Origin of the sequence: Kitasatospora sp. NPDC048286, from assembly GCF_043201735.1 — a bacterium.
Taxonomy (GTDB): domain Bacteria; phylum Actinomycetota; class Actinomycetes; order Streptomycetales; family Streptomycetaceae; genus Kitasatospora.
Window position 1 is genome coordinate 337,201 of the sequence record NZ_JBICZE010000006.1, and the last position, 17,941, is coordinate 355,141.

18 protein-coding genes are annotated in these 17,941 nt (G+C 73.6%); 9 read left to right on the forward strand and 9 right to left on the reverse strand.

What is annotated here, in order from left to right; genetic code table 11:
• The first annotated feature begins 117 nt into the window (after positions 1–117).
• From ACGF13_RS17005 to ACGF13_RS17020, 4 genes are all read left to right on the forward strand, one after another.
• Positions 118–1,209, forward strand: a complete 1,092-nt coding sequence (locus ACGF13_RS17005) for a helix-turn-helix domain-containing protein (protein WP_392875082.1) — start codon at positions 118–120, stop codon at positions 1,207–1,209.
• Positions 1,210–1,312: 103 nt separating this feature from the next.
• Positions 1,313–2,305, forward strand: a complete 993-nt coding sequence (locus ACGF13_RS17010; protein WP_392875085.1) for an alpha/beta hydrolase — start codon at positions 1,313–1,315, stop codon at positions 2,303–2,305.
• 205 nt (positions 2,306–2,510) lie between these two features.
• On the forward strand, positions 2,511–2,939 hold the full coding sequence (locus ACGF13_RS17015) for an Ohr family peroxiredoxin (RefSeq protein WP_392875088.1): 429 nt from the start codon (positions 2,511–2,513) through the stop codon (positions 2,937–2,939).
• A 141-nt stretch (positions 2,940–3,080) separates the two neighbouring features.
• Positions 3,081–3,242: a hypothetical protein gene (locus tag ACGF13_RS17020; protein WP_392875091.1), complete on the forward strand. Its 162-nt coding sequence runs from the start codon at positions 3,081–3,083 to the stop codon at positions 3,240–3,242.
• Between the two features lie 16 nt (positions 3,243–3,258).
• Here ACGF13_RS17020 and ACGF13_RS17025 read toward each other — a convergent pair whose 3' ends face one another.
• The 4 genes from ACGF13_RS17025 to abc-f all read right to left on the reverse strand — a co-directional run bounded on the left by ACGF13_RS17025 (position 3,259) and on the right by abc-f (position 7,954).
• Entirely contained in the window at positions 3,259–3,792 is a 534-nt protein-coding gene (locus ACGF13_RS17025) for a hypothetical protein (protein ID WP_392875094.1), read from the reverse strand.
• 141 nt (positions 3,793–3,933) lie between these two features.
• Complete coding sequence (locus tag ACGF13_RS17030; RefSeq protein ID WP_392875097.1) at positions 3,934–4,512, reverse strand: CGNR zinc finger domain-containing protein; 579 nt, start codon at positions 4,510–4,512, stop codon at positions 3,934–3,936.
• Positions 4,509–6,233 (reverse strand): ABC-F family ATP-binding cassette domain-containing protein, encoded by a 1,725-nt coding sequence (locus ACGF13_RS17035; RefSeq protein WP_392875100.1) that lies wholly within the window; start codon positions 6,231–6,233, stop codon positions 4,509–4,511. The genes ACGF13_RS17030 and ACGF13_RS17035 overlap by 4 nt, the downstream gene beginning before the upstream one ends.
• Positions 6,234–6,319: 86 nt before the next feature.
• Positions 6,320–7,954, reverse strand: coding sequence for a ribosomal protection-like ABC-F family protein (gene abc-f / locus ACGF13_RS17040; protein WP_392875103.1), 1,635 nt, complete (start codon positions 7,952–7,954; stop codon positions 6,320–6,322).
• 449 nt (positions 7,955–8,403) lie between these two features.
• Here abc-f and ACGF13_RS17045 point away from each other — a divergent pair, with 449 nt between their 5' ends.
• The 3 genes from ACGF13_RS17045 to ACGF13_RS17055 all read left to right on the forward strand — a co-directional run bounded on the left by ACGF13_RS17045 (position 8,404) and on the right by ACGF13_RS17055 (position 11,454).
• On the forward strand, positions 8,404–9,126 hold the full coding sequence (locus ACGF13_RS17045; RefSeq protein WP_392875106.1) for a molybdopterin-dependent oxidoreductase: 723 nt from the start codon (positions 8,404–8,406) through the stop codon (positions 9,124–9,126).
• Complete coding sequence (locus tag ACGF13_RS17050; protein WP_392875109.1) at positions 9,074–9,742, forward strand: cytochrome b/b6 domain-containing protein; 669 nt, start codon at positions 9,074–9,076, stop codon at positions 9,740–9,742. The genes ACGF13_RS17045 and ACGF13_RS17050 overlap by 53 nt, the downstream gene beginning before the upstream one ends.
• A gap of 98 nt (positions 9,743–9,840) precedes the next feature.
• Positions 9,841–11,454 (forward strand): tannase/feruloyl esterase family alpha/beta hydrolase, encoded by a 1,614-nt coding sequence (locus ACGF13_RS17055; protein WP_392875112.1) that lies wholly within the window; start codon positions 9,841–9,843, stop codon positions 11,452–11,454.
• Positions 11,455–11,635: 181 nt separating this feature from the next.
• On the opposite strand, the gene ACGF13_RS17060 is transcribed toward ACGF13_RS17055, so the two are convergent.
• From ACGF13_RS17060 to ACGF13_RS17070, 3 genes are all read right to left on the reverse strand, one after another.
• Positions 11,636–12,064, reverse strand: coding sequence for a hypothetical protein (locus ACGF13_RS17060; RefSeq protein WP_392875115.1), 429 nt, complete (start codon positions 12,062–12,064; stop codon positions 11,636–11,638).
• Between the two features lie 308 nt (positions 12,065–12,372).
• Positions 12,373–13,224 carry an alpha/beta fold hydrolase gene (locus ACGF13_RS17065; RefSeq protein ID WP_392875118.1) on the reverse strand — a complete coding sequence of 284 codons (852 nt, stop codon included), beginning with the start codon at positions 13,222–13,224 and terminating at the stop codon, positions 12,373–12,375.
• 159 nt (positions 13,225–13,383) lie between these two features.
• The gene (locus ACGF13_RS17070) at positions 13,384–13,755 is read right to left on the reverse strand and encodes a hypothetical protein (RefSeq protein WP_392875121.1); all 372 of its coding nucleotides are present in this window, start codon (positions 13,753–13,755) and stop codon (positions 13,384–13,386) included.
• A 265-nt stretch (positions 13,756–14,020) separates the two neighbouring features.
• Here ACGF13_RS17070 and ACGF13_RS17075 point away from each other — a divergent pair, with 265 nt between their 5' ends.
• The gene (locus ACGF13_RS17075) at positions 14,021–14,215 is read left to right on the forward strand and encodes a hypothetical protein (protein WP_392875124.1); all 195 of its coding nucleotides are present in this window, start codon (positions 14,021–14,023) and stop codon (positions 14,213–14,215) included.
• A 441-nt stretch (positions 14,216–14,656) separates the two neighbouring features.
• A complete protein-coding gene (locus ACGF13_RS17080) occupies positions 14,657–15,880 on the forward strand; it encodes an MFS transporter (protein ID WP_392875127.1) in 1,224 nt (407 codons plus the stop codon).
• Here the strand turns inward: ACGF13_RS17080 and ACGF13_RS17085 are convergent.
• Entirely contained in the window at positions 15,864–16,508 is a 645-nt protein-coding gene (locus ACGF13_RS17085; RefSeq protein WP_392875130.1) for a hypothetical protein, read from the reverse strand. The genes ACGF13_RS17080 and ACGF13_RS17085 overlap by 17 nt on opposite strands.
• A 132-nt stretch (positions 16,509–16,640) precedes the next feature.
• A complete protein-coding gene (locus tag ACGF13_RS17090) occupies positions 16,641–17,936 on the reverse strand; it encodes an MFS transporter (RefSeq protein ID WP_392875133.1) in 1,296 nt (431 codons plus the stop codon).
• Between the last annotated feature and the right edge of the window lie 5 nt (positions 17,937–17,941).

Here is a 17,941-nt window from a genome sequence, read left to right on the forward strand (position 1 = left end):
CCGCCCCGCCGGACTCCACGAAGGGCCGTCCGAACACGTCAGTCAGATGACCTACCGACCCGCCGCGCCGGCGGGCCACGCTGAGAGTGCGCGGGGCTCCGGCGGAAGGGCGGTCAGATGGGCGTGCGAGTGACGACGGCATCGGTCGCGGACGGCGACAAGGCGGCCTTCTGGAGCGGGGCGGTCTCACGGTCGCTGGTGCCGCTGGAGGTGCACCCGCTGACCGGGCGGCCGTTCGAGGGGCTCCTGGAGTCGCACCGCCTCGGGTACGTGCGGATCTCCACCCTGGAGGCCGACGCGGCCCGGCTCTCCCGCACGGCGGCACTGATCGCCCGGACCCCGCGGAGCGAGCCGCAGGTCGGGGTCGGGGTGCAGGTGGCCGGCCGGGCCGTCCTGGAGCAGGACGGGCGCCGCGCCGAGGTGCCGCCGGGCGGGCTGGTGCTGTACGACACGGCGCGCCCGTACGCGGTGGACTACCCGGAGCGGTTCCGCACCCACCTGTTCCACCTGCCGCGCCGGCTGCTCGGAGTGCCGGAGCACGACCTGCGGCACGCCTCGGCGACGGCCGTCGGCCCCACGGAGGGGTGCGGGCCGGCGATCCTGCCGTTCCTGGACGTCCTCGCCGCCTGCGCGCACTCCTACCCCGCCCCGGTCGGCGACCGGCTGGCCGGCAGCGTCACCGACCTGGTCGCCGCACTCGTCGCCCAGCTGGCGCCGCCCCGGGCCGCCGACGAGCCGGGTGCCGCGACCGCGCACCTGGTCCGGCGGGTGCGGGAGTACATCGACCGTCACCTGGGCGACCCGCAGCTGTCGCCGGAGAGGATCGCCCATGCCCACCACATGTCCGTGCGCTACCTGCACCGGCTCTTCGAGGGCGAGGGCGTGACGGTGAGCCGCCTCGTGCGGCAGCTGCGCCTGGACGCCTGCGCCCGCGAGCTGGCCCGGCGCGGCCGCACCGCGCCCACGGTCTCGGCCGTCGCCCAGCGGTGGGGCTTCGTCAACGCGGCGCACTTCAGCCGCAGCTTCCGCGCCGTGTACGGCGTCTCGCCGCGCGAGTGGCGCGCACGTCCGTACGGCGCGGACACCGGCGACGTACGCCCGCACGAGGCACACCCGGACGAGGCACACCCGCGCGAGGCGCACCGGCACGAGGCACGCCCGCAGGACGCACGCCCGCACGACGCACGCCCGCAGGACGAAGCCGGTTGAGGCAGGCGCCGCCGACCCGCCCGCCGCAGGGCACGAACAGGCCGTCACGGCCGGGGCACACACGGAGCCGCCGTGCCCGTCGACCGAAGCCAGGAGCGAAGAGTTGTCCGACCCCACCCCTCAGCCCGACCGGCGCCCCGTCCTCGACCAGGCGCTCCAGGAGTTCCTGGACGACCGGGCCGGCCGGTCCGCGACGGAACTGCCGGACCTCTCCTTCCTCACCGCCGAGGATCTTCCGGGCGACGGCGAGTTCGAGGACCCGGACGATCCGTGCGACATCGAGTCGGAGTGGCTCGCCCTGCCCTGCGGAGCGGCCGGGCGGGTGCACGTCCAGGTGACCAGACCCACCGACGCCGCCCGGCCCAGTCCGGTGGTGCTGTTCCTGCCCGGCCTGGGCTGGTCGCTCGGCGACGCCGACTGCTACGCCCGGCTGGTGCGGGAGTTCGCGCTGGGTACGGATGCGGCGGTGGTCTACGTGGACTACGCCCGGGCCCCGGCGGCGCGCTACCCGGTGGCCGTCGAGCAGTGTTACGCGGTCGCCCGGTGGATCCACCAGCACGGTCACGAGATCGGGCTGGCGGGGGAGCGGATCGCCGCTGTCGGGGACTCGGCGGGGGCGAACCTGGTGGCGGCGCTGACGCTGCTGGCCCGGGAGCGCGGTGAACTTCCGCTGGTCCAGCAGGTGTTGCTCTGCCCCGTCACCGATGCCGACTTCGACACCCCGTCCTACCGCCGGTTCGCCACCGGCTACTTCCTGCACCGTGAGCACATGCGCCGGTTCTGGGACGCCTACCTGCCCGAGCCGGACCGTCGTACGGAGGTGACGGCCGCGCCGCTGCGGGCGTCGCTGGAGCAACTCGCCGGGTTGCCGCCGGCGTTGGTGGTCACCGCGGAGGCCGACGTGCTGCGGGACGAGGGCGAGGCCTACGCGGCCAGGCTCCGCGCGGCCGGGGTCCCGGTGGTGGCCACGCGCTACCAGGGAGCCCTGCACGGCTTCCTGCTGATCGGTGCGAGCCGCCCGACGAGCACCGCCCGGGCCGCGATGATCCAGGTCGTCGACACCGTCCACATGGCGCTGCACAGCCGACCCTGGTGACCCTTTCCCACCCGCCGCCCCGACGACGTCGCACCCGAACGGCACGGTCGCGTCCCGCCACAACCGAATCGTGTCACCGGCTTGACTGGTGACGTGCCGAGTTGCCATCATTGCATCACCGGCTGGGCCGGTGATGCTCCCAGGGTTCGAGTGCATCGCCGGACGTGGTCGGACGCCGATTCGATCCAGATGGGGAGCACCAGTCATGGCAGTCAGCTACACCGCCGTTGTCGACGTCGACGGTGAGGGCCGCAACGGCGGCCGGGTCCGTTCCTCCGACGGTCTGCTGGAGACCGGTCTCGCCATTCCGAAGGAGTTCGGCGGCGCCGGCACCGCGACCAACCCGGAGCAGCTCCTCGCGGCCGGCTGGGCGGCGTGCTTCCTCGGGGCCGTCCGCCGGGCGGCCGGCGACCGCAAGGTCCGACTCACCAGCACCAGCATCACCGCCGAGATCACGCTGAACCACGGCGACGACGACGCCTTCTCGCTCTCCGCGGTCCTCCGCCCCGTACTCGGCGGCGTGGACCAGGCCACCGCCGAGGAGCTGGCGCAGGCCGCCCACCGGATCTGCCCGTACTCCAAGGCCACCCGCGGCAACATCCCGGTCGTCATCCACGCCGGCGTCGTTGCCTGACCCACCCCCCTGAACGGCGGGCCCCGTGCCTGTTTCCCCCGTCCGGCACGGGGCCCGCTCACACCCGCACACTCACACGTACGCACACCGTCGACCGGAGGGCGAAGGGCCATGGCTTCCTCGACACACACATGTCTCCGGGTGGCCGGACGTATCCGTCACGCCCTTGACCGGTGCTCCGACATCTCCGCCGGGCAGCGACCCCCGGGGGAGCGGCCCTGGCCGGACGCCGCGCAGCTGTGGAGCTGGGCGGAGACCGTCGAGCTGCTGGGGTACGGCCCCGGGGCCTCGTTCTTCGTGTGAGTCCGGGGCCGGCCGGTCAGTCGGCCAGGCCCGCGCGCACCAGGGTGTACATCACGGAGCGCTGCTGCTTGTGGCGCCGGACGCGCCCCTTGGCGACGAGGGACTCCAGGGTGTTCCGCACGACCTGCGGCGTCGGATTGCGCTTCGGGTACGTCGCCATCAGCTCGTCGCGCAGGTCCTTCGCCAGGCACGGTTCCTCGTGCCGGCCCAGCAGTTCCGCCAGCAGGTCGCCGAGCAGAGGCCGGTGCGAAGTGCCCTTCGCACCGGCCTTCGTCGTGCGGGCGGCCGGGACGGCCGGGACGGCCGGGGCGGTGGGGACGGTGGGGATAGCGGCGGGCTCCGCGGGCGTCCGCCCGGAAGGAAGCGCCCGGTCGGAGGGCCCCTCGTGGCGCTCGGCCACACTCAGGATCTCGGCCAGGAGGGCCTCCTCCTGCTTCAGCGTCCTGAGCTCCTCCGCCAGCTCCCGCTGTCGCTGGTGGTTCTTCTCCAGGTCCGACGCGGCTTGTTCCACGTAGCGGGACCGGAGCGTGGAGGCTGGCTGGAGGGTCACAACCGTTCACTCCCTAGGGCACGGATGGGGTGTTGCATGGTACCCGTGCCGGGGCCGGTGTGCCGATGCCCGTGACGGCGCACGGCCCCGCACTCGTCGTGCGGGGCCGTGGCCCGAGGGGGTGCCGAGAGGTTCCCGGGGCTACCGGGCGCCCGCCGCGGACGGCGTCTTCTCGGACGGCGTCTTCTTCCGTGCGCGGTAGGCGGCGGCCTTGATCTTGTTGCCGCAGGACTCCATGCCGCACCACTGGCGGCGCATGCCCCGGGAACGGTCGATGTAGATCCGGGTGCACTCCGGGTTGCCGCACTCCTTCATCAGCGGGACGTCCGGACCGCTGAGGAGTTCGACCGCCTGCCGCGCGACGGTCGCCAGCGCCTGCTCGGGGGTCGCCTCGTTGTGCCGCCCGGTCATGGTGAGCTGCGGCGTCACGGGCGTCTTGCGCGCGGCGGCGTTGAGGACGGCGAGCGCCTCGCGGTCGAAGGGCTCGCCGAGCCGCCGGTTGGTGACGAGCCGGTAGATCGCCTCGCGGACGGTCGTCGCCTCGCGGACGTCGTGCTCGTCACCGGGCGTGATCGTGTCCACGAGCCCGGAGTCCAGGTACCAGGCGTTCAGGCGCTCCGGCGTCACGAACATCTCGAACCGGACCGTGCGCCGGGCACGGAGCGTAGCGGCGAAGTCCAGGGCGGGGTGCCCGCAGACGAAGACATGGTCAAGGTTCACATCACCATGCTGACAGGTGACTGCGCGGCGGTGCAATAACGCGGGGCGCCGGCCGGGACGAGCCGCAGCTCGCGGCCCTGCCAGCGCCGGCGCAGCCAGCGGTCGTGACTCGCGAGGACGATCGCTCCGGGACCGGTGCCGAGTGCTTCCTCCAGTTCGTCGCACAGACGCGGGGAGAGGTGGTTGGTGGGTTCGTCGAGCAGCAGCAGCCGGGGTGGGTCGGCGACCAGGAGCGCCAGCGCGAGCCGTCGGCGCTGCCCGACGGAGATCCGGCCGACGGGCTTGTCCAGGTCAGCGGGGTGCAGCAGACCGAGGGACGCCAGCGGCACCCGCTCGGCCCGGGCCGGGCCCAGCGCCAGCAGGTAGGTGTCGCGGACGGTGCGGTCGGGCCGGTCGAACACGGTGTCCTGGGTGAGCAGGCCGACCGTCAGCCCGGGCCGCCGGTGCACCGTGCCCCGGGCGGCGAGGTGTCCGGCGAGCACGGCGAGCAGCGTGGACTTGCCCGTTCCGTTGCCGCCGGTGACCAGCAGCCGGTCGTCGGCCGCCACCTCAAGGGCATCCAGCGCGAGCCGCCCCGGCACCCGGACGTCCCGGAGCGACACCAGCGGCCGACGGTCCTCGCGGGCGCCGGCGCCCGCGGCCAGCAGTCCGGCGTCCGCGGCCAGGCCGTCGCCGGCGCCCGCGGCCAGCGCCTCGACGGCGAACCGCAGTGGGCGCGGCGGCTCGGGGACCTGCGCGCGCTCCAGCTCCTCCAGCCGCCGGGTGGCGTTGCGCACCCGGCGGGAGACCTGGTTCTGCACCCGGCCCGCCCGGTGGCCGTAGCCCATCTTCTCGTGGTCGCGCGGCCCCCGGTCCGGGGCGACCAGGTGCGCCGTCACCCCGGCCGAGTGGCGCAGCTGCGCCAGGTCCTGCTGCTCCTCGGCGTACCGCCGCTCCCAGCGCGCCCGCTCGGTGCGCCGCTCGCCCAGGTAGGCGCTGTAGTTGCCGCCGTAGCGGACCGGCCCGTCCACCGCCGGGTCCAGGTCGATCAGGTCGGTGCAGACGGCGTCCAGGAACGCCCGGTCGTGGGAGGCGAGGACCACGGTGCCGGGCAGGGCGCGGAGCTGCTCCTCCAGGAAGGCGGCGCCGCCGTCGTCCAGGTGGTTGGTCGGCTCGTCCAGCAGCAGCGCGGACGGCCGGCGGACGAGCAGCGCGGCGAGCGCCAGCCGGCCGCGCTGCCCGCCGGACAGCGAGCCGAGCGTGCGGTCGTGCCCGAGCGCGCCGAGGCCCAGCCCGTCGAGGACAAGGGCCGCGCGGCGGTCGGCGTCCCAGGACTCCCGGTTCTGCGCCAGCTCCAGCCGCCTGCCGTAGGCGTCCAGGAGGTCCGCGTGGCCGGGGTCGGACTCCGGGACCCGGGCGATCTCCGCGCCGAGCCGGTCCAGCTCCGCGAGGTCCTCGCGGGCCTCGCGCAGCGCGTCGTCCAGTACGGCGGCGACCGTCGCCCCGGGCTCGTGGGGCAGTTCCTGGTGGAGGAAGCCGAGGTCTGCGGGGCGGGAGACGCTTCCCGCGTCGGGTCGGTCCACGCCGGCGAGCACCCGCAGCAGGGTGGACTTGCCGGCGCCGTTCTCCCCGATCAGGCCGATCCGGTGGCCGGGGGCGGCGGTCAGGCCGACGCCGTCGAGGACGCGCCGGCCGCCGAGGTTGCGGACGACGTCGTGGGCGAGCAGGGCGTGCTGGAGCACGGGGGAACCTTCCGACGTGGGGGTGGGGGCCCGCCGGGCACGGGGCTCGACGGGCCCAGGCGCGGGCCGTGTCACACGTCGGCGGCTCACACCGCGGGCGCCCCGGTCTCCTTCAGCGTGCCGCCGGCCAGCCGGAGCCAGCGGTTCACCCCGATCTCGGCGAGGAACCGCTCGTCGTGACTGACCACCAGGAAGGCGCCCTGGTAGGAGTTCAGGGCGCTCTCCAGCTGGCCGGCGCTGACCAGGTCGAGGTTGTTGGTCGGCTCGTCGAGCAGCAGCAGGTGCGGGGCGGGCTCCGCGCACAGCACGCAGGCCAGGGTGGCGCGCAGCCGCTCGCCGCCGGAGAGCACCCCGACCGGCAGGTGCGCCCGGGCGCCGCGGAACAGGAAGCGGGCGAGCAGGTTCATCCGATCCGTCTCGGGCCGCTCGGGGGCGAAGGCGGCGAAGTTCTCCGCCACGGTGCGGTCGAGGTCCAGCAGGTCCAGGCGCTGCGAGAGGTAGGCGATCCGCCCGTCGTTGCGCGTGATCTCCCCGCCGTCCGGGACGAGTTCGCCGGTGACCAGCTTGAGCAGGGTGCTCTTGCCCGCGCCGTTGGGCCCGGTCAGCGCGATCCGCTCGGGGCCGCGGACGCTGAGGTCGACGCCGCCGTCGGCGAACACCGGCCGGCCGGCGTGGCGGACCTGCAGGCCCTCGCCGAGGAAGAGGTTGCGCCCGGCGGGCACCTGGGTGTCGGGCAGGTCCAGGGAGAGGCGCTGCTCCTCGCGCAGGGCGCGCCCGGCCTCGTCGAGCCGGGCCCTGGCCTCGCTGACCCGGGCCGCGTGCATCTGGCCGGCCCGGCCCGCGGACTCCTGGGCGCCGCGCTTCATGTTCCCGGCGAAGATCCGGGGCAGGCCGGCGTTCTTGAGGTTGCGGGCGGCGTTGCTCTGGCGCCGCTCGGCGCGTTCGCGGGCCTGCTGCATCTCCCGCTTCTCCCGCTTCAGCTCCTGCTCGGCGTTTCGGACGTTCTTCTCGGCGACCTCCTGCTCGGCCTGCACGGCCTCCTCGTAGGCGGTGAAGTTCCCTCCGTAGAAGCGCAGTTCGCCGCTGCCGAGTTCGGCGATGTGCTGCATCCGGTCGAGCAGCGCGCGGTCGTGGCTGACCAGCAGCAGGCAGCCGTTGAAGTCCCCGAGCACGTCGTGGAGCTTGTGCCGGGCCTCGGCGTCGAGGTTGTTGGTCGGCTCGTCGAGCAGCAGGACGTCGGGGCGCTTGAGCAGCTGGGCGGCGAGGCCGAGGGAGACGATCTGGCCGCCGCTGAGCGTGCTCAGGCTGCGGTCCAGGGCGAGGTCGGTCAGGCCGAGACGGTCGAGCTGGGCGCGGGTGCGCTCCTCGATGTCCCAGTCGTCGCCGATGGTGGTGAAGTGCCGCTCGTCGACGTCCCCGGACTCGACGGCGTCGATGGCGCGGATGATCCCGGCGATGTCGAGCACCTCGGCGACGGTGAGGTGGGAGGTCAGGGGGAGGCTCTGGCGGAGGTAGCCGAGCCTTCCGGTGACCGTCACCGAGCCGGTGGCGGGCTTGAGTTCACCGGCGATCAGCTTGAGCAGGGTGCTCTTGCCGGCGCCGTTGGGGGCGACCAGGCCGGTCCGGCCGGCGGGCACGGTGAAGGACAGGTCGTGGAAGACCCGGGTGTCGTCGGGCCAGGCGAAGGACAGGTTGGAGCAGACGACGGCAGCGTCGGACATGGAGATGACCTCGAAGGGAATGAGGGCAGGAAGGTAGACCTCTGCCCTGGGCAGACGTGCGGAAAATGGGTACGACGAAACGGACCATCCCGGCGGCGGCGCTCCTGAAGCACCGGCCGATGGCCGTCAGATCCGGATCTCACCCGGAGATGTCGTCGTCACCCGCCACGTCTGCCACTCCTCGATCACGAACTATCAGGTCGCGGCCACTGTAGCAGGCGTTCCGGAGGCGGCAACTTTCTTTTCCCGCGCCCCCGTTCGCCCCGGCCCGAGCCTCCCGTCGCCTCGTTGACAGGCCGGGCGCGGCCGTGTCAGCATCGTCACCAGTTGAACCGGTGACGAAGTCGAGGCGACTCGATCGTGTTCACACGTGTGAACCGCCCGCGACCGGGCCGGCCGTGGGCGGCCGCCCACCGGGACCGTCGCCACCCCGAAGGAGCACAGTGACCATGGCGGGAAAACCGAAGCGGAGGGCCGAGGGCGCACCCGTGGGGAGGCGCGCGGTCCTGGGAATGCTCGGCGCGGGTGCCGCGGGGCTCGCCGCGGCGCCGTACCTCCAGCGCGGCTGGGAGAAGGCGCTGTCCGTCGCCTCCGAGAAGGACGCGACCGGCCTGACCGGGCTGCTGCCCAACCCCGGCGGCTTCCGGTACTTCAGCGTCGTCGGCTCGGTGCCGCACAAGGACGAGACCGACTACGAGCTGCGGGTCGACGGACTGGTCGAACGTCAGAGGACGTACACGCTGGCGGAACTGCGCGCGATGCCGCAGGCCCGAGTGGTCCGCGACGTGCTCTGCACGGACGGCTGGCGGGTGAACAGCACCCCGTTCGAGGGGGTGCTGCTGGCGGACCTCCTCGATGCCGCCGGAGTGCGGTCCCCGGGCGCGGCGATCCGCTTCACCTGCTTCGACGGCGAGTACACCGAGAGCCTCACCCTGGAACAGGCCCGCCGCGCGGACGTCCTGGTGGCGCTGAACATGCAGGACAAGCCCCTCACCCACGCGCACGGCGGACCGGTCCGCCTCTACGTGGCGCCCATGTACTTCTACAAGTCGGCCAAGTGGCTGTCCGGCATCACGGTCACCGACAAGGTCGTCCCCGGCTACTGGGAGGAGCGCGGCTATGCCGTCGACGGCTGGCTCGACGAGGCCGACCAACGCCCCGAAGCGGCCTGAACTCCCGGACCGGGTCCGCAGGTTCGGCGCCGCCGAGCGAATGGTCCACCGGGCCACCGGCATCCTGATGCTGCTCTGCCTGGCCTCCGCGGCCTGCCTGTACCTCGGGCCGCTGGCCCAACTCGTCGGGCGGCGCTTCCTGGTGGCCACCGTCCACAAGTGGACGGGCATCCTGCTGCCGCTGCCCCTCCTGCTCGGGCTGCTCTCCGCCGAGTTCCGCGCGGACCTGCGCCGGCTCAACCGCTTCGCACCGTACGACCGCGAGTGGCTGCGGGCCGTCCGCAGGCGCTGGACGTGGCCGGAGGCCCGCCCGGCCGGCAAGTTCAACGCCGGGCAGAAGCTCTTCGCGGGCTGGATCGCCGGCGCCGTGCTGGTGATGGCCTCCACCGGTCTGCTGATGTGGTTCAGGGGCCTGCTGCCGTTCGTCTCCCGGACCAGCGCGATCTTCGTCCACGACGTCCTGGCCTGGGCGATCGCCCTGGTGCTGTACGGCCATCTGCGCAAGGCGTTCCAGGACCCGGAGGCGCGGCGCGGGATGCGCACCGGGTATGTCAGCCGTGCCTGGGCACAGCGGCACCACGCCCGGTGGCTGTCCCGGGACCGGACCGACTCCTGACTCCCCGGACACCCCCCCGCTCCCGATCAACTTCCTGCTCGACCACCCCTTTTTTCGACCGAATCCTTTTCGACCAGACGTACTTGGACGGGACACCCATGAAGAGATTCCTGATCGTGCTGGCGACCGGCGCCGCGCTGGCCGCCGTGAACCTGCCGATGGCGGCGGCGGACACCCGGAGCGCCGCCGCACCCACGACGTTCAGCTGTACGGCGCCGTCCGTGCAGGCCCCGGCCGGCACGGCGGTGGAGTCCGTGACGGCGCTCCGGCGCGAGGGCGGCACCATCGACGGCACCGGGGTGGTGGGCGGCACGGTCACCGGGGTCCCGGCCTTCTGCGAGGTGACCGTCACCCTGACCCACCCGGGCGACAACGACCATGCCAAGGTGCTGACCTGGCTCCCCGTCAGCGGCTGGAACGGCCGCTTCCAGGCGCTCGGCGGCAGCGCCTTCGCGGTCGGGGACAACGGCGTCGGAATGGGCACCGCGGTCAAGAACGGGTACGCCGCGACCACCACCGACGGCGGGCTCGGCGACGCCGTCGACGTCAGCTGGGCGCTGGACGCCAAGGGCGAGGTGAACCGCGCGCTGCTGAAGAACCTCGCGTCCCGCTCCCAGCACGAGGCGTCGATCCTCGGCAAGCAGGTGGTCGCCGCGCACTTCGGCCGACAGGCCTCCTACTCCTACTTCAACGGATGTTCCACCGGCGGGCGCCAGGGCTACATGGAGGCCCAGCGCTTCCCCGACGACTTCGACGGCATCCTCGCCGCCGCGCCCGGCGTCAACTGGGACGAGTTCGAGGTCGCCACCCTGTGGCCGCAGGTGGTCATGAACAACGAGAAGACCTACCCGTCCGCCTGCGAGTTCAAGGCCTTCACCGACGCCGCCGTCGCCGCCTGCGACCCGCTCGACGGCGCCAGGGACGGCCTGGTGAACGACGCGTCGCGATGCGACTTCGACCCGCGGCGGCTGATCGGCACCACGGTGGTCTGCGACGGGAGGGAGCTGACCGTCACGGCGGCCGACGCGGCCGTGGTGCGCAAGATCTGGGACGGCCCGCGGAGCACGTCGGGCCGGAAGCTGTGGTCCGGCGTCCCGGTCGGCGCGGACCTGACGGGGCTGGCCGGCACCGTGCTCGGCCCGGACGGTCAGTCGAAGGGCGCGCCGTTCCCGGTGCCCCAGCTCTGGGCGACGACCTTCCTGAAGAAGCAGCCGTCGTTCGACGTCTCGACGATCACCTACGACCGGTTCACCCGGCTGTTCGAGCAGTCCCGGGCCGAGTACGGCGAGATCATCGGCACCGACGACCCCGACCTGTCCGCCTTCCGCGACTCCGGCGGCAAGCTCCTGAGCTGGCACGGCCAGGCCGACCAGTTCATCCCCACCCAGGGCACCGTCGACTACCGCCGGCAGGTCGAGCGGACGACGGGCGGCACCCAGCGGGTCGACGACTTCTACCGCCTCTTCCTCGTCCCGGGCGCGGCCCACTGCGGCCTCAACAAGGGCGCCGGCACGGTCGACGACCTCGCCTCCCTGGTGACCTGGGTCGAGCAGGGCAAGGCGCCCCGGACGCTGTCCGCCGGCCTGATCGACGCGGCCGGGCAGACCGTCGGCCGCGACCTGTGCCGCTACCCCGAGGTGTCCCGCTACCGGGGCTACGGCGACACCGGCGCCGCCTCCAGCTTCCGCTGCGTCCTCCCCTCCCGACACTGATCCCCTCCGGCACTGATCCCCTCCGGTGCCCGCCCGGCCCGCGCCCCACGGCGCGGGCCGGGCCTTTTCGTGTCGGCGCCGACGGGTGGGAGGCGTGCGGCACGGGCGATCAAGTCACCCAGCAGTACGGGGACATGGCGAAGGGGCCGACAGCGGGTGCTGTCGGCCCCTCGGAGTGGGGTCACTTGGCCTGCAGGGGCCCCGCGAAGGACTTGCGCAGGGCCGGGGGAGCGGCGACGGGGAGCAGGGCGGCGAGCATCCTGCCCTTGAGGGTGTCCGGCTGTCGCGTCAGCTGGACGTCGACCCGGGTGCCGTCGTCCCCGGGGGTCATCCGGAAGACCCAACCGCCGCCGGGGCCGAAGAGCTTGGAGTCGAGGGTGGTGACGGTGACGGTGTCGCCGCCGGGCTCCCAGTCGTAGCGGGCGCGTTCCCAGGCGGCGGCGGTTCCCTCGGTGACCTCGGCCCAGGTGTCGCCGAGCGCGTGGACCTCGAAGTGTTCGGCGTCGATCGTCGGCCAGGCCTCGGAGCGGGAGGGGCTGAAGTCGGTCAGCACCGCCAGGACGCCCTCGGTGTCGAGCGTGGAGACGAGATGGAACCGTACGACTGCCATGGCGGGTGTCCTCATCGAGAGTAACTGTTCTGACCGGTGACGCTAGATTTCCATGAGGCTCCGTCACCTGTCAAGGTGGTGATGAACGAGTGTGGCGGATCATGCCTCCGGGGGAGCGGCCACCCGGCCGAGGGCGTCGCGCAGGGCGGCGCGGGAGGTGATCCCCAACTTGGGGAGCGCCCGGTAGAGGTGGGAGCCGACGGTGGTCGGTCTACGCCGGCCGAGTTCCCCGTGTGTCGCCCCGTACACGGCTGTGCCCGGTACCGCCGGGTGGCGGTACCGGGCACGCGGGCGAGCGGGAAGGGCCGTCAGCGGGCGGTGGCGCGGGCGGCCCGCTCGATGACGTCCGCGACGAGGCGTGGGTGGGAGACCGCGACCGAGTGCGAGGCGGCGACCTCGGTGGTCGCGGCGTGGGCGCGCTCGGCCATGAAGCGCTGCGCGGCGGCCGGGATGTTGAGGTCCTGGGTGGTGACGACGGCCCAGCTGGGCTTGGTCAGCCAGGCGGCGGAGGTGGCCTTCTCCGTCAGGGCGGCCTGCGCGATGGGCCGCTGGCCGGCGGCCATCTGGGCGGCCTGGCCGGCCGGGACGTCGGAGGCGAACTGGTGGCGGAACGCGTCCTGGCGGATGTACAGGTCGGTGGCGGTGGTGCCGTCGGCCTGCGGGTGGACGACCGGGTCGAGGGCCTCCGGGAGGGTCGAGCCCGGGTACTTGTTCGTCAGCTCCAGGGCGCTCTCCCCGGGGGCGGGCAGGAAGGCGGCCACGTAGACGAGGGCCTTGACCTCGGGGTCGTCGGTGGCGGCCTGGCTGATGACGTTGCCGCCGTAGGAGTGCCCGGCCAGGATCTTGGGGCCCTTGACGTGGTCGAGGACGGTGCGCAGCGCGGCGGCGTCGGAGGCCGGGCCGCGCAGCGGGTTGGCCGCTGCGACCACCGGGTAGCCGTCGGCGCGCAGGGCGGAGATGACACCGTTCCAGCTGGAGCCGTCGGCGAAGGCGCCGTGCTCCAGGACGATGGTCGGCCTGGCGCGGCCGCCGAAGGCGTCGGCCACGGTCGCGCCGTCGGCGGCGCCGCCGAGGGTGAAGGCGCACAGGGCGAGGCCCGCCGTGAGTGCCGAGACCACGCTCGCCGCCAGCCGTCCGCGTCGGCCCTTGATGCTCACCACGACAGATCCCTCCCAGGTGTTCGGCATGGGGCGGCCGGCATCACCGATGCCGTCACCGCCCTGACAGGTGATGAGATTGCCGGACGTCGGCGTCACCTGTCAAGGCAGTGACGATCGGAAGGGGGTGCGACGCCCGGAGGGGCGCCGCACCGGGCGTCGCTAGGCCGGGACCACCCGGTAACTCAGGGCCGCCATCGGGAGGTTGGACTGCGCCAGCGAACCACTGGCCCACGCGGACGGGCCGGTGCAGCCGGCGCCCGGGTACAGCACCACGGACGCGGCGCCGTTGGCGATCTGCATCGAGCGGGCGGGCGTCGACAGCGTGTGGCAGGTTCCGAGGTCGGCGAGGTCGACGGTGGTCACCGCCCCCCGTCCGTCGGTGGCCGAGTAGAGGCGCGCGCCCTGCTCCAGCGGCGGCCAGCCGGCGGCCTCGGCCGAGCCCGCGCCGAGCGCGATCAGGGCGGCGGCCAGGGCGGTGGTCACGGCTGCGCCGCGGAGCTTCGCCTTGGGTGTGAGCTTGGGTGTGGACATGCGACCCACCTTCTCGTGTGTGGCGGAACTGCCTGGAAGTCGGTGCGCGGCCCGGCGGCCGGGCCCGGCTGGGAGCAGATCCTGACATCGTCGACGAGGTGCGGGGAGTGCGGAATCGGCCAAACACGTGTGAACGGGTGGCGGGCAGGTGTGTTGGCCGAATCCGTCATCACCGCCTTGACGGGTGACGAGTCGGGGTGCATCCTGAAGGCCGTCTCCGGCGCCGTGCGGGCGCCGTCCGTGATCGGCGATCTGGAGAGCGACCATGAGCAACCGGCCCGCGGGCGACCCCGCCGCCGAGGCGCGGCACGCGCGCTACGGCACCCTTCCCGAGCGCATCCGCTTCGAGGACATGACCGAGGAGGCCGCGGCCGGCCCGGGCGGTGTGGCGAACTCCGCGTACGACCCGGAGAGCGCCTGGAAGTTCTACAACTGCCTGGCCGTCGACCTGGCCCTGTGAACCCGGCCGGCACGGCTGCGGCGTGAGGATGGCGCCTGAGGGTGGAGCGTGAGGGCGGAGCGGCCCCGGCGCACGGCCTGTCGGGGAGAGGCGCCGGATCGACGGGGGAGCGATCCGGCGCCCGGCTCGGAGGCGAGGGCGAGGCCTCGCGGTGCCACCCGGCAAGGGCCGACCGGAACGCAGCGTCACGGCGCGTCCGAATCTGTCGACCTGTCAGCAGATGCTACCGGGGATTTATTGATCTGTCCATGAGGAAGAGGTGCCGGTGGAAGCCGGCCAGCCGACCTCCTGTGCGAGATCCGCACGGAAGTGCCCTAGCATGGCCCCGTGTTCCTCTCTCGTGACTAGGGCCCCAGGCAGCGACCGCACCCCGGTGGTGCGGCCCTTCGGCGTCCCGGTACACCGGCGCGCGGTGCGCGCCAACCTTCGAGGAACCCCTCCATGTCTTCGTCCTATGCGACGGTCCTGCGCACCCCTGGCGCGGTCCGGCTCTTCGGCGCGGCCCTGATCGGCCGCCTCTCCTACGGCATCGTCCCGCTCTCGCTCCTGCTGGCCGTCACCGGCGCGACCGGCTCGTACGCCCGGGCCGGCTGGCTGACGGCGCTGTTCGCCGGCTCCAACGTGCTGCTCTCGCCCGTCCGGGCCGGGCTGGTCGACCGCCACGGCCCGCGCCGGGCGCTGCCGCCGATGGCGGCCGGGTACGCGCTGGTGCTGCTCGCCCTGGCGGCCGCCACCTGGCGTCCCGGCGTCCCGTACTCCGCCCTGCTCGCCCTCGCGGTGGCGGCCGGTGTGCTCGCGCCACCCCTCGGGCCGGTCACCCGGGCGTGCTGGAGTGCCCTCCTGCCCGATCCCGAACTGCGCCGACGGGCCTACAGTCTGGACACCGTCGCCGAGGAACTCCTGTACGTCACCGGCCCGTTGCTGGCCGGCCTGATCGCGGCCGGGACGGCCCGCCCGGGGCTCGGGCTGGTGCTGGGCGCCGTCCTGGTCCTCTCCGGCACCCTCGCCCTGGCCGCCTCGGTGCGCGGCGGGCCGAGTCGGGCGCCCGTGAACTCCCCTGCGGCCGCTGACCGTTCGCGCCCCTGGCGGCTGCTGTCCCGGACCCGCCAGCCACTCGCCGCCGCGGCCGGCGCCGGGGCCGGACTCGGTGCCTTCGGCCTGCTGGCGGTGGTCTTCGCCCAGCGGCACGGGCAGCCGGCCGACGCCGCCTGGGTGGAGGCGGCGCTGGCGGCCGGGAGTGCGGTCGGCGGTCTCGCCCTGGGCTCCCTCGACTGGCGCGCTCCGGCCAGGGTCCGGCTCGCCGTCCTCTCCGCGGCCTTCGGCGGCGCACTGGCCCTGACCGCCCTCGCCCCGACGCTCCCGCTCCTCGCGGCGACCGCCGCCCTGGCGGGCCTGGCCGTCGCCCCGACCCTCACCACCGCCTACCTGCTCACCGACGAACTCGCCGAGCCCGGCCAGCACACCCGGGCCGGCGCCTGGGTCAACGCCTGCTTCAACGCGGGGAGTTCGGCCGGAACGGCGCTGGCCGGCCTGCTCGCCGAGCGCCTGCCGCTGCCACTGTGCCTCGTCCTCGCCGCGACCCCGGCCCTGGCCTCCCTCGTCTCCGCCCCTGCCCGGTCCGCCACCCCGCCCGACAGCCGCCCGCCGGTCACGCCCCGCGCGTGATCAGCTCCTTCACGCCCTCCGCGAGGGCCTTGCTGGTCCGCCACCTGCGGAGGAACGGGTCCGTCGCCAGCTCCGCGACGACCGAGGACAGCCAGGCGTCGTCGCCGAGCCGGTCGACGCGCCCGAGATCGACGATGTCGCCCAGCAGTTGCTGCAGCACCGTGATCTCGGGCGCCGGGTACCACCGCCGGTGGTGGACGAACCGGGGGCTCCACATGTCGTAGGGGTGCCGGACCATGGCACGCAGGCAGGAGCCGTGGGCGCCGATCGCGGAGCGGTGGCCGCCCGCCAGGAGACCGCCGACCGGTGTGCTGAGGAACCGGCCGCTGGTGACGGCGAGTTGCAGGCTCATCAGGCGCTTCCACGGCACCAGGAGCGGCTCGTGCCCGGCGACGCGGTGCTCGAACCCCTCGGGGAGGACGGCGAGGTAAGCCCTGCTCTCGTGGTCGCCGATGAACCAGGCGCCGTCGATCCGCACCAGCGGGCCGAGGCCGACCGGCGGCGCGTCGGCGTCGAGCGTGCCGGCGTCCGGCGTGTCGGTTTCAGGCACTTCGACGTCGGGCACTTCGGTGTCGGTCACGTCCGAGGCGGTCGACCGGTCAGCGGCGGTGGGGCGGTTGGCGTTCACGGCTCTCCTCAGGACGGGCGGCAGTTGCTCGCCGACCAGGCTTCCCGGTGCACCCCCTGGTCACCATACCCGCCGACCGGGGGTGTCGAGCGGGAGGACGCGAACTTCCCCCCGTCGGCGCCGCCGTGGACGCTACTCCCCGGAGTCCGCGGCGGCGGTGGGCTCGGCCTCGGTCTCGGCCGGGGCCGGAGCGGCCTCCAGCGCCGTCATCCGGGGGAGCAGGAGCAGCACCGCGACCAGCAGGACCAGCAGCAGGGCGCCGCCGACGAAGAGCGGGGTGCGGATGCTGACGGCGGAGGCGATCCAGCCGCTGAGGGCGGCGCCGGTCATGATGCCGAGGCGGCTCAGCAGCATGTAGCAGCTGTTGACCCGGCCGAGCAGTTCCTTCGGTACGGCCTGCTGGCGCAGCGAGATCGCCTGGATGTTCCAGGTGACGATCCCGAAGCCGATCACGCCGTACAGCGCGGCCACTTCGGCCACCGAGGTGCTCAGGCCCATCAGGATCAGCGAGACGCCCATCAGCAGGAAGGCGAGGGCGATCCGGGTGCCCCGGCCGAGCAGTCGGCTGAGCCGGCCGGCCAGGGTGCTGGCGGCGGTGCCGCCGATGGCGCCGGCCGCGAGCACGATGCCGTAGGAGGCGGCCGGTGCGTGGATGACCTTGGTGACCATCAGGACCATCATGGTGGTGCCCATGAAGCAGGCCAGCGCGCCGAGGGTGGAGAGCACGGCGAGCATCCGCACGTCGCGGTGGTGGAACAGCCAGTCGACGCCCTCGCGGATCTCGGTGAGCACCGGTCGGCGGTCGGCCCGGGTGCGCGGGGCGGTGGAGCGGCCGGTGGCGGCGACCAGGACGGCGGCGAGCGCGAAGGACACGCCGTCCACCGTGAACGGGGAGGCGACGGCCACGGCGAACAGTGCCGAGCCGAGCAGCGGGCCGACCAGGTTGCCACCGACCAGCATGTTGGCCTGCATCCGGCCGTTGGCGGCGTCGAGTTGGTCGGGCCGGACCAGCTCGGGCACGGCCGAGGTGGCGGCGTTGGAGAAGACCGTCTCGCCGCAGCCGAGCACGAAGGCCAGCGCGGCGAGCGCGACCAGGGGCGGGTCGGCGAGGAAGACCCAGCCGGCGAAGCCCAGGACGACGACGGCGCGTGCGGCGTCGATCGTCCACATCAGCCGCCGCCGGTCGGCCCGGTCGGCGAGCACCCCGCCGTACAGCGACATCACCAGGAAGGGCAGCGACGCGGCGACGGAGACCACGGAGACCGCGCTGGGGGAGTCGGAGACGGCCACCGCCAGCAGCGGCAGGGCGGAGTCCCGCATGCCGTCGCCGACCGAGGATATCGCCGACGCGGACCACAGCAGATTGAACTTCCGGCCCAGTTGGGGGCGGGTCTTGGACGGTTTTTCGGCCACGTCAGCTGAGGTCACCGACG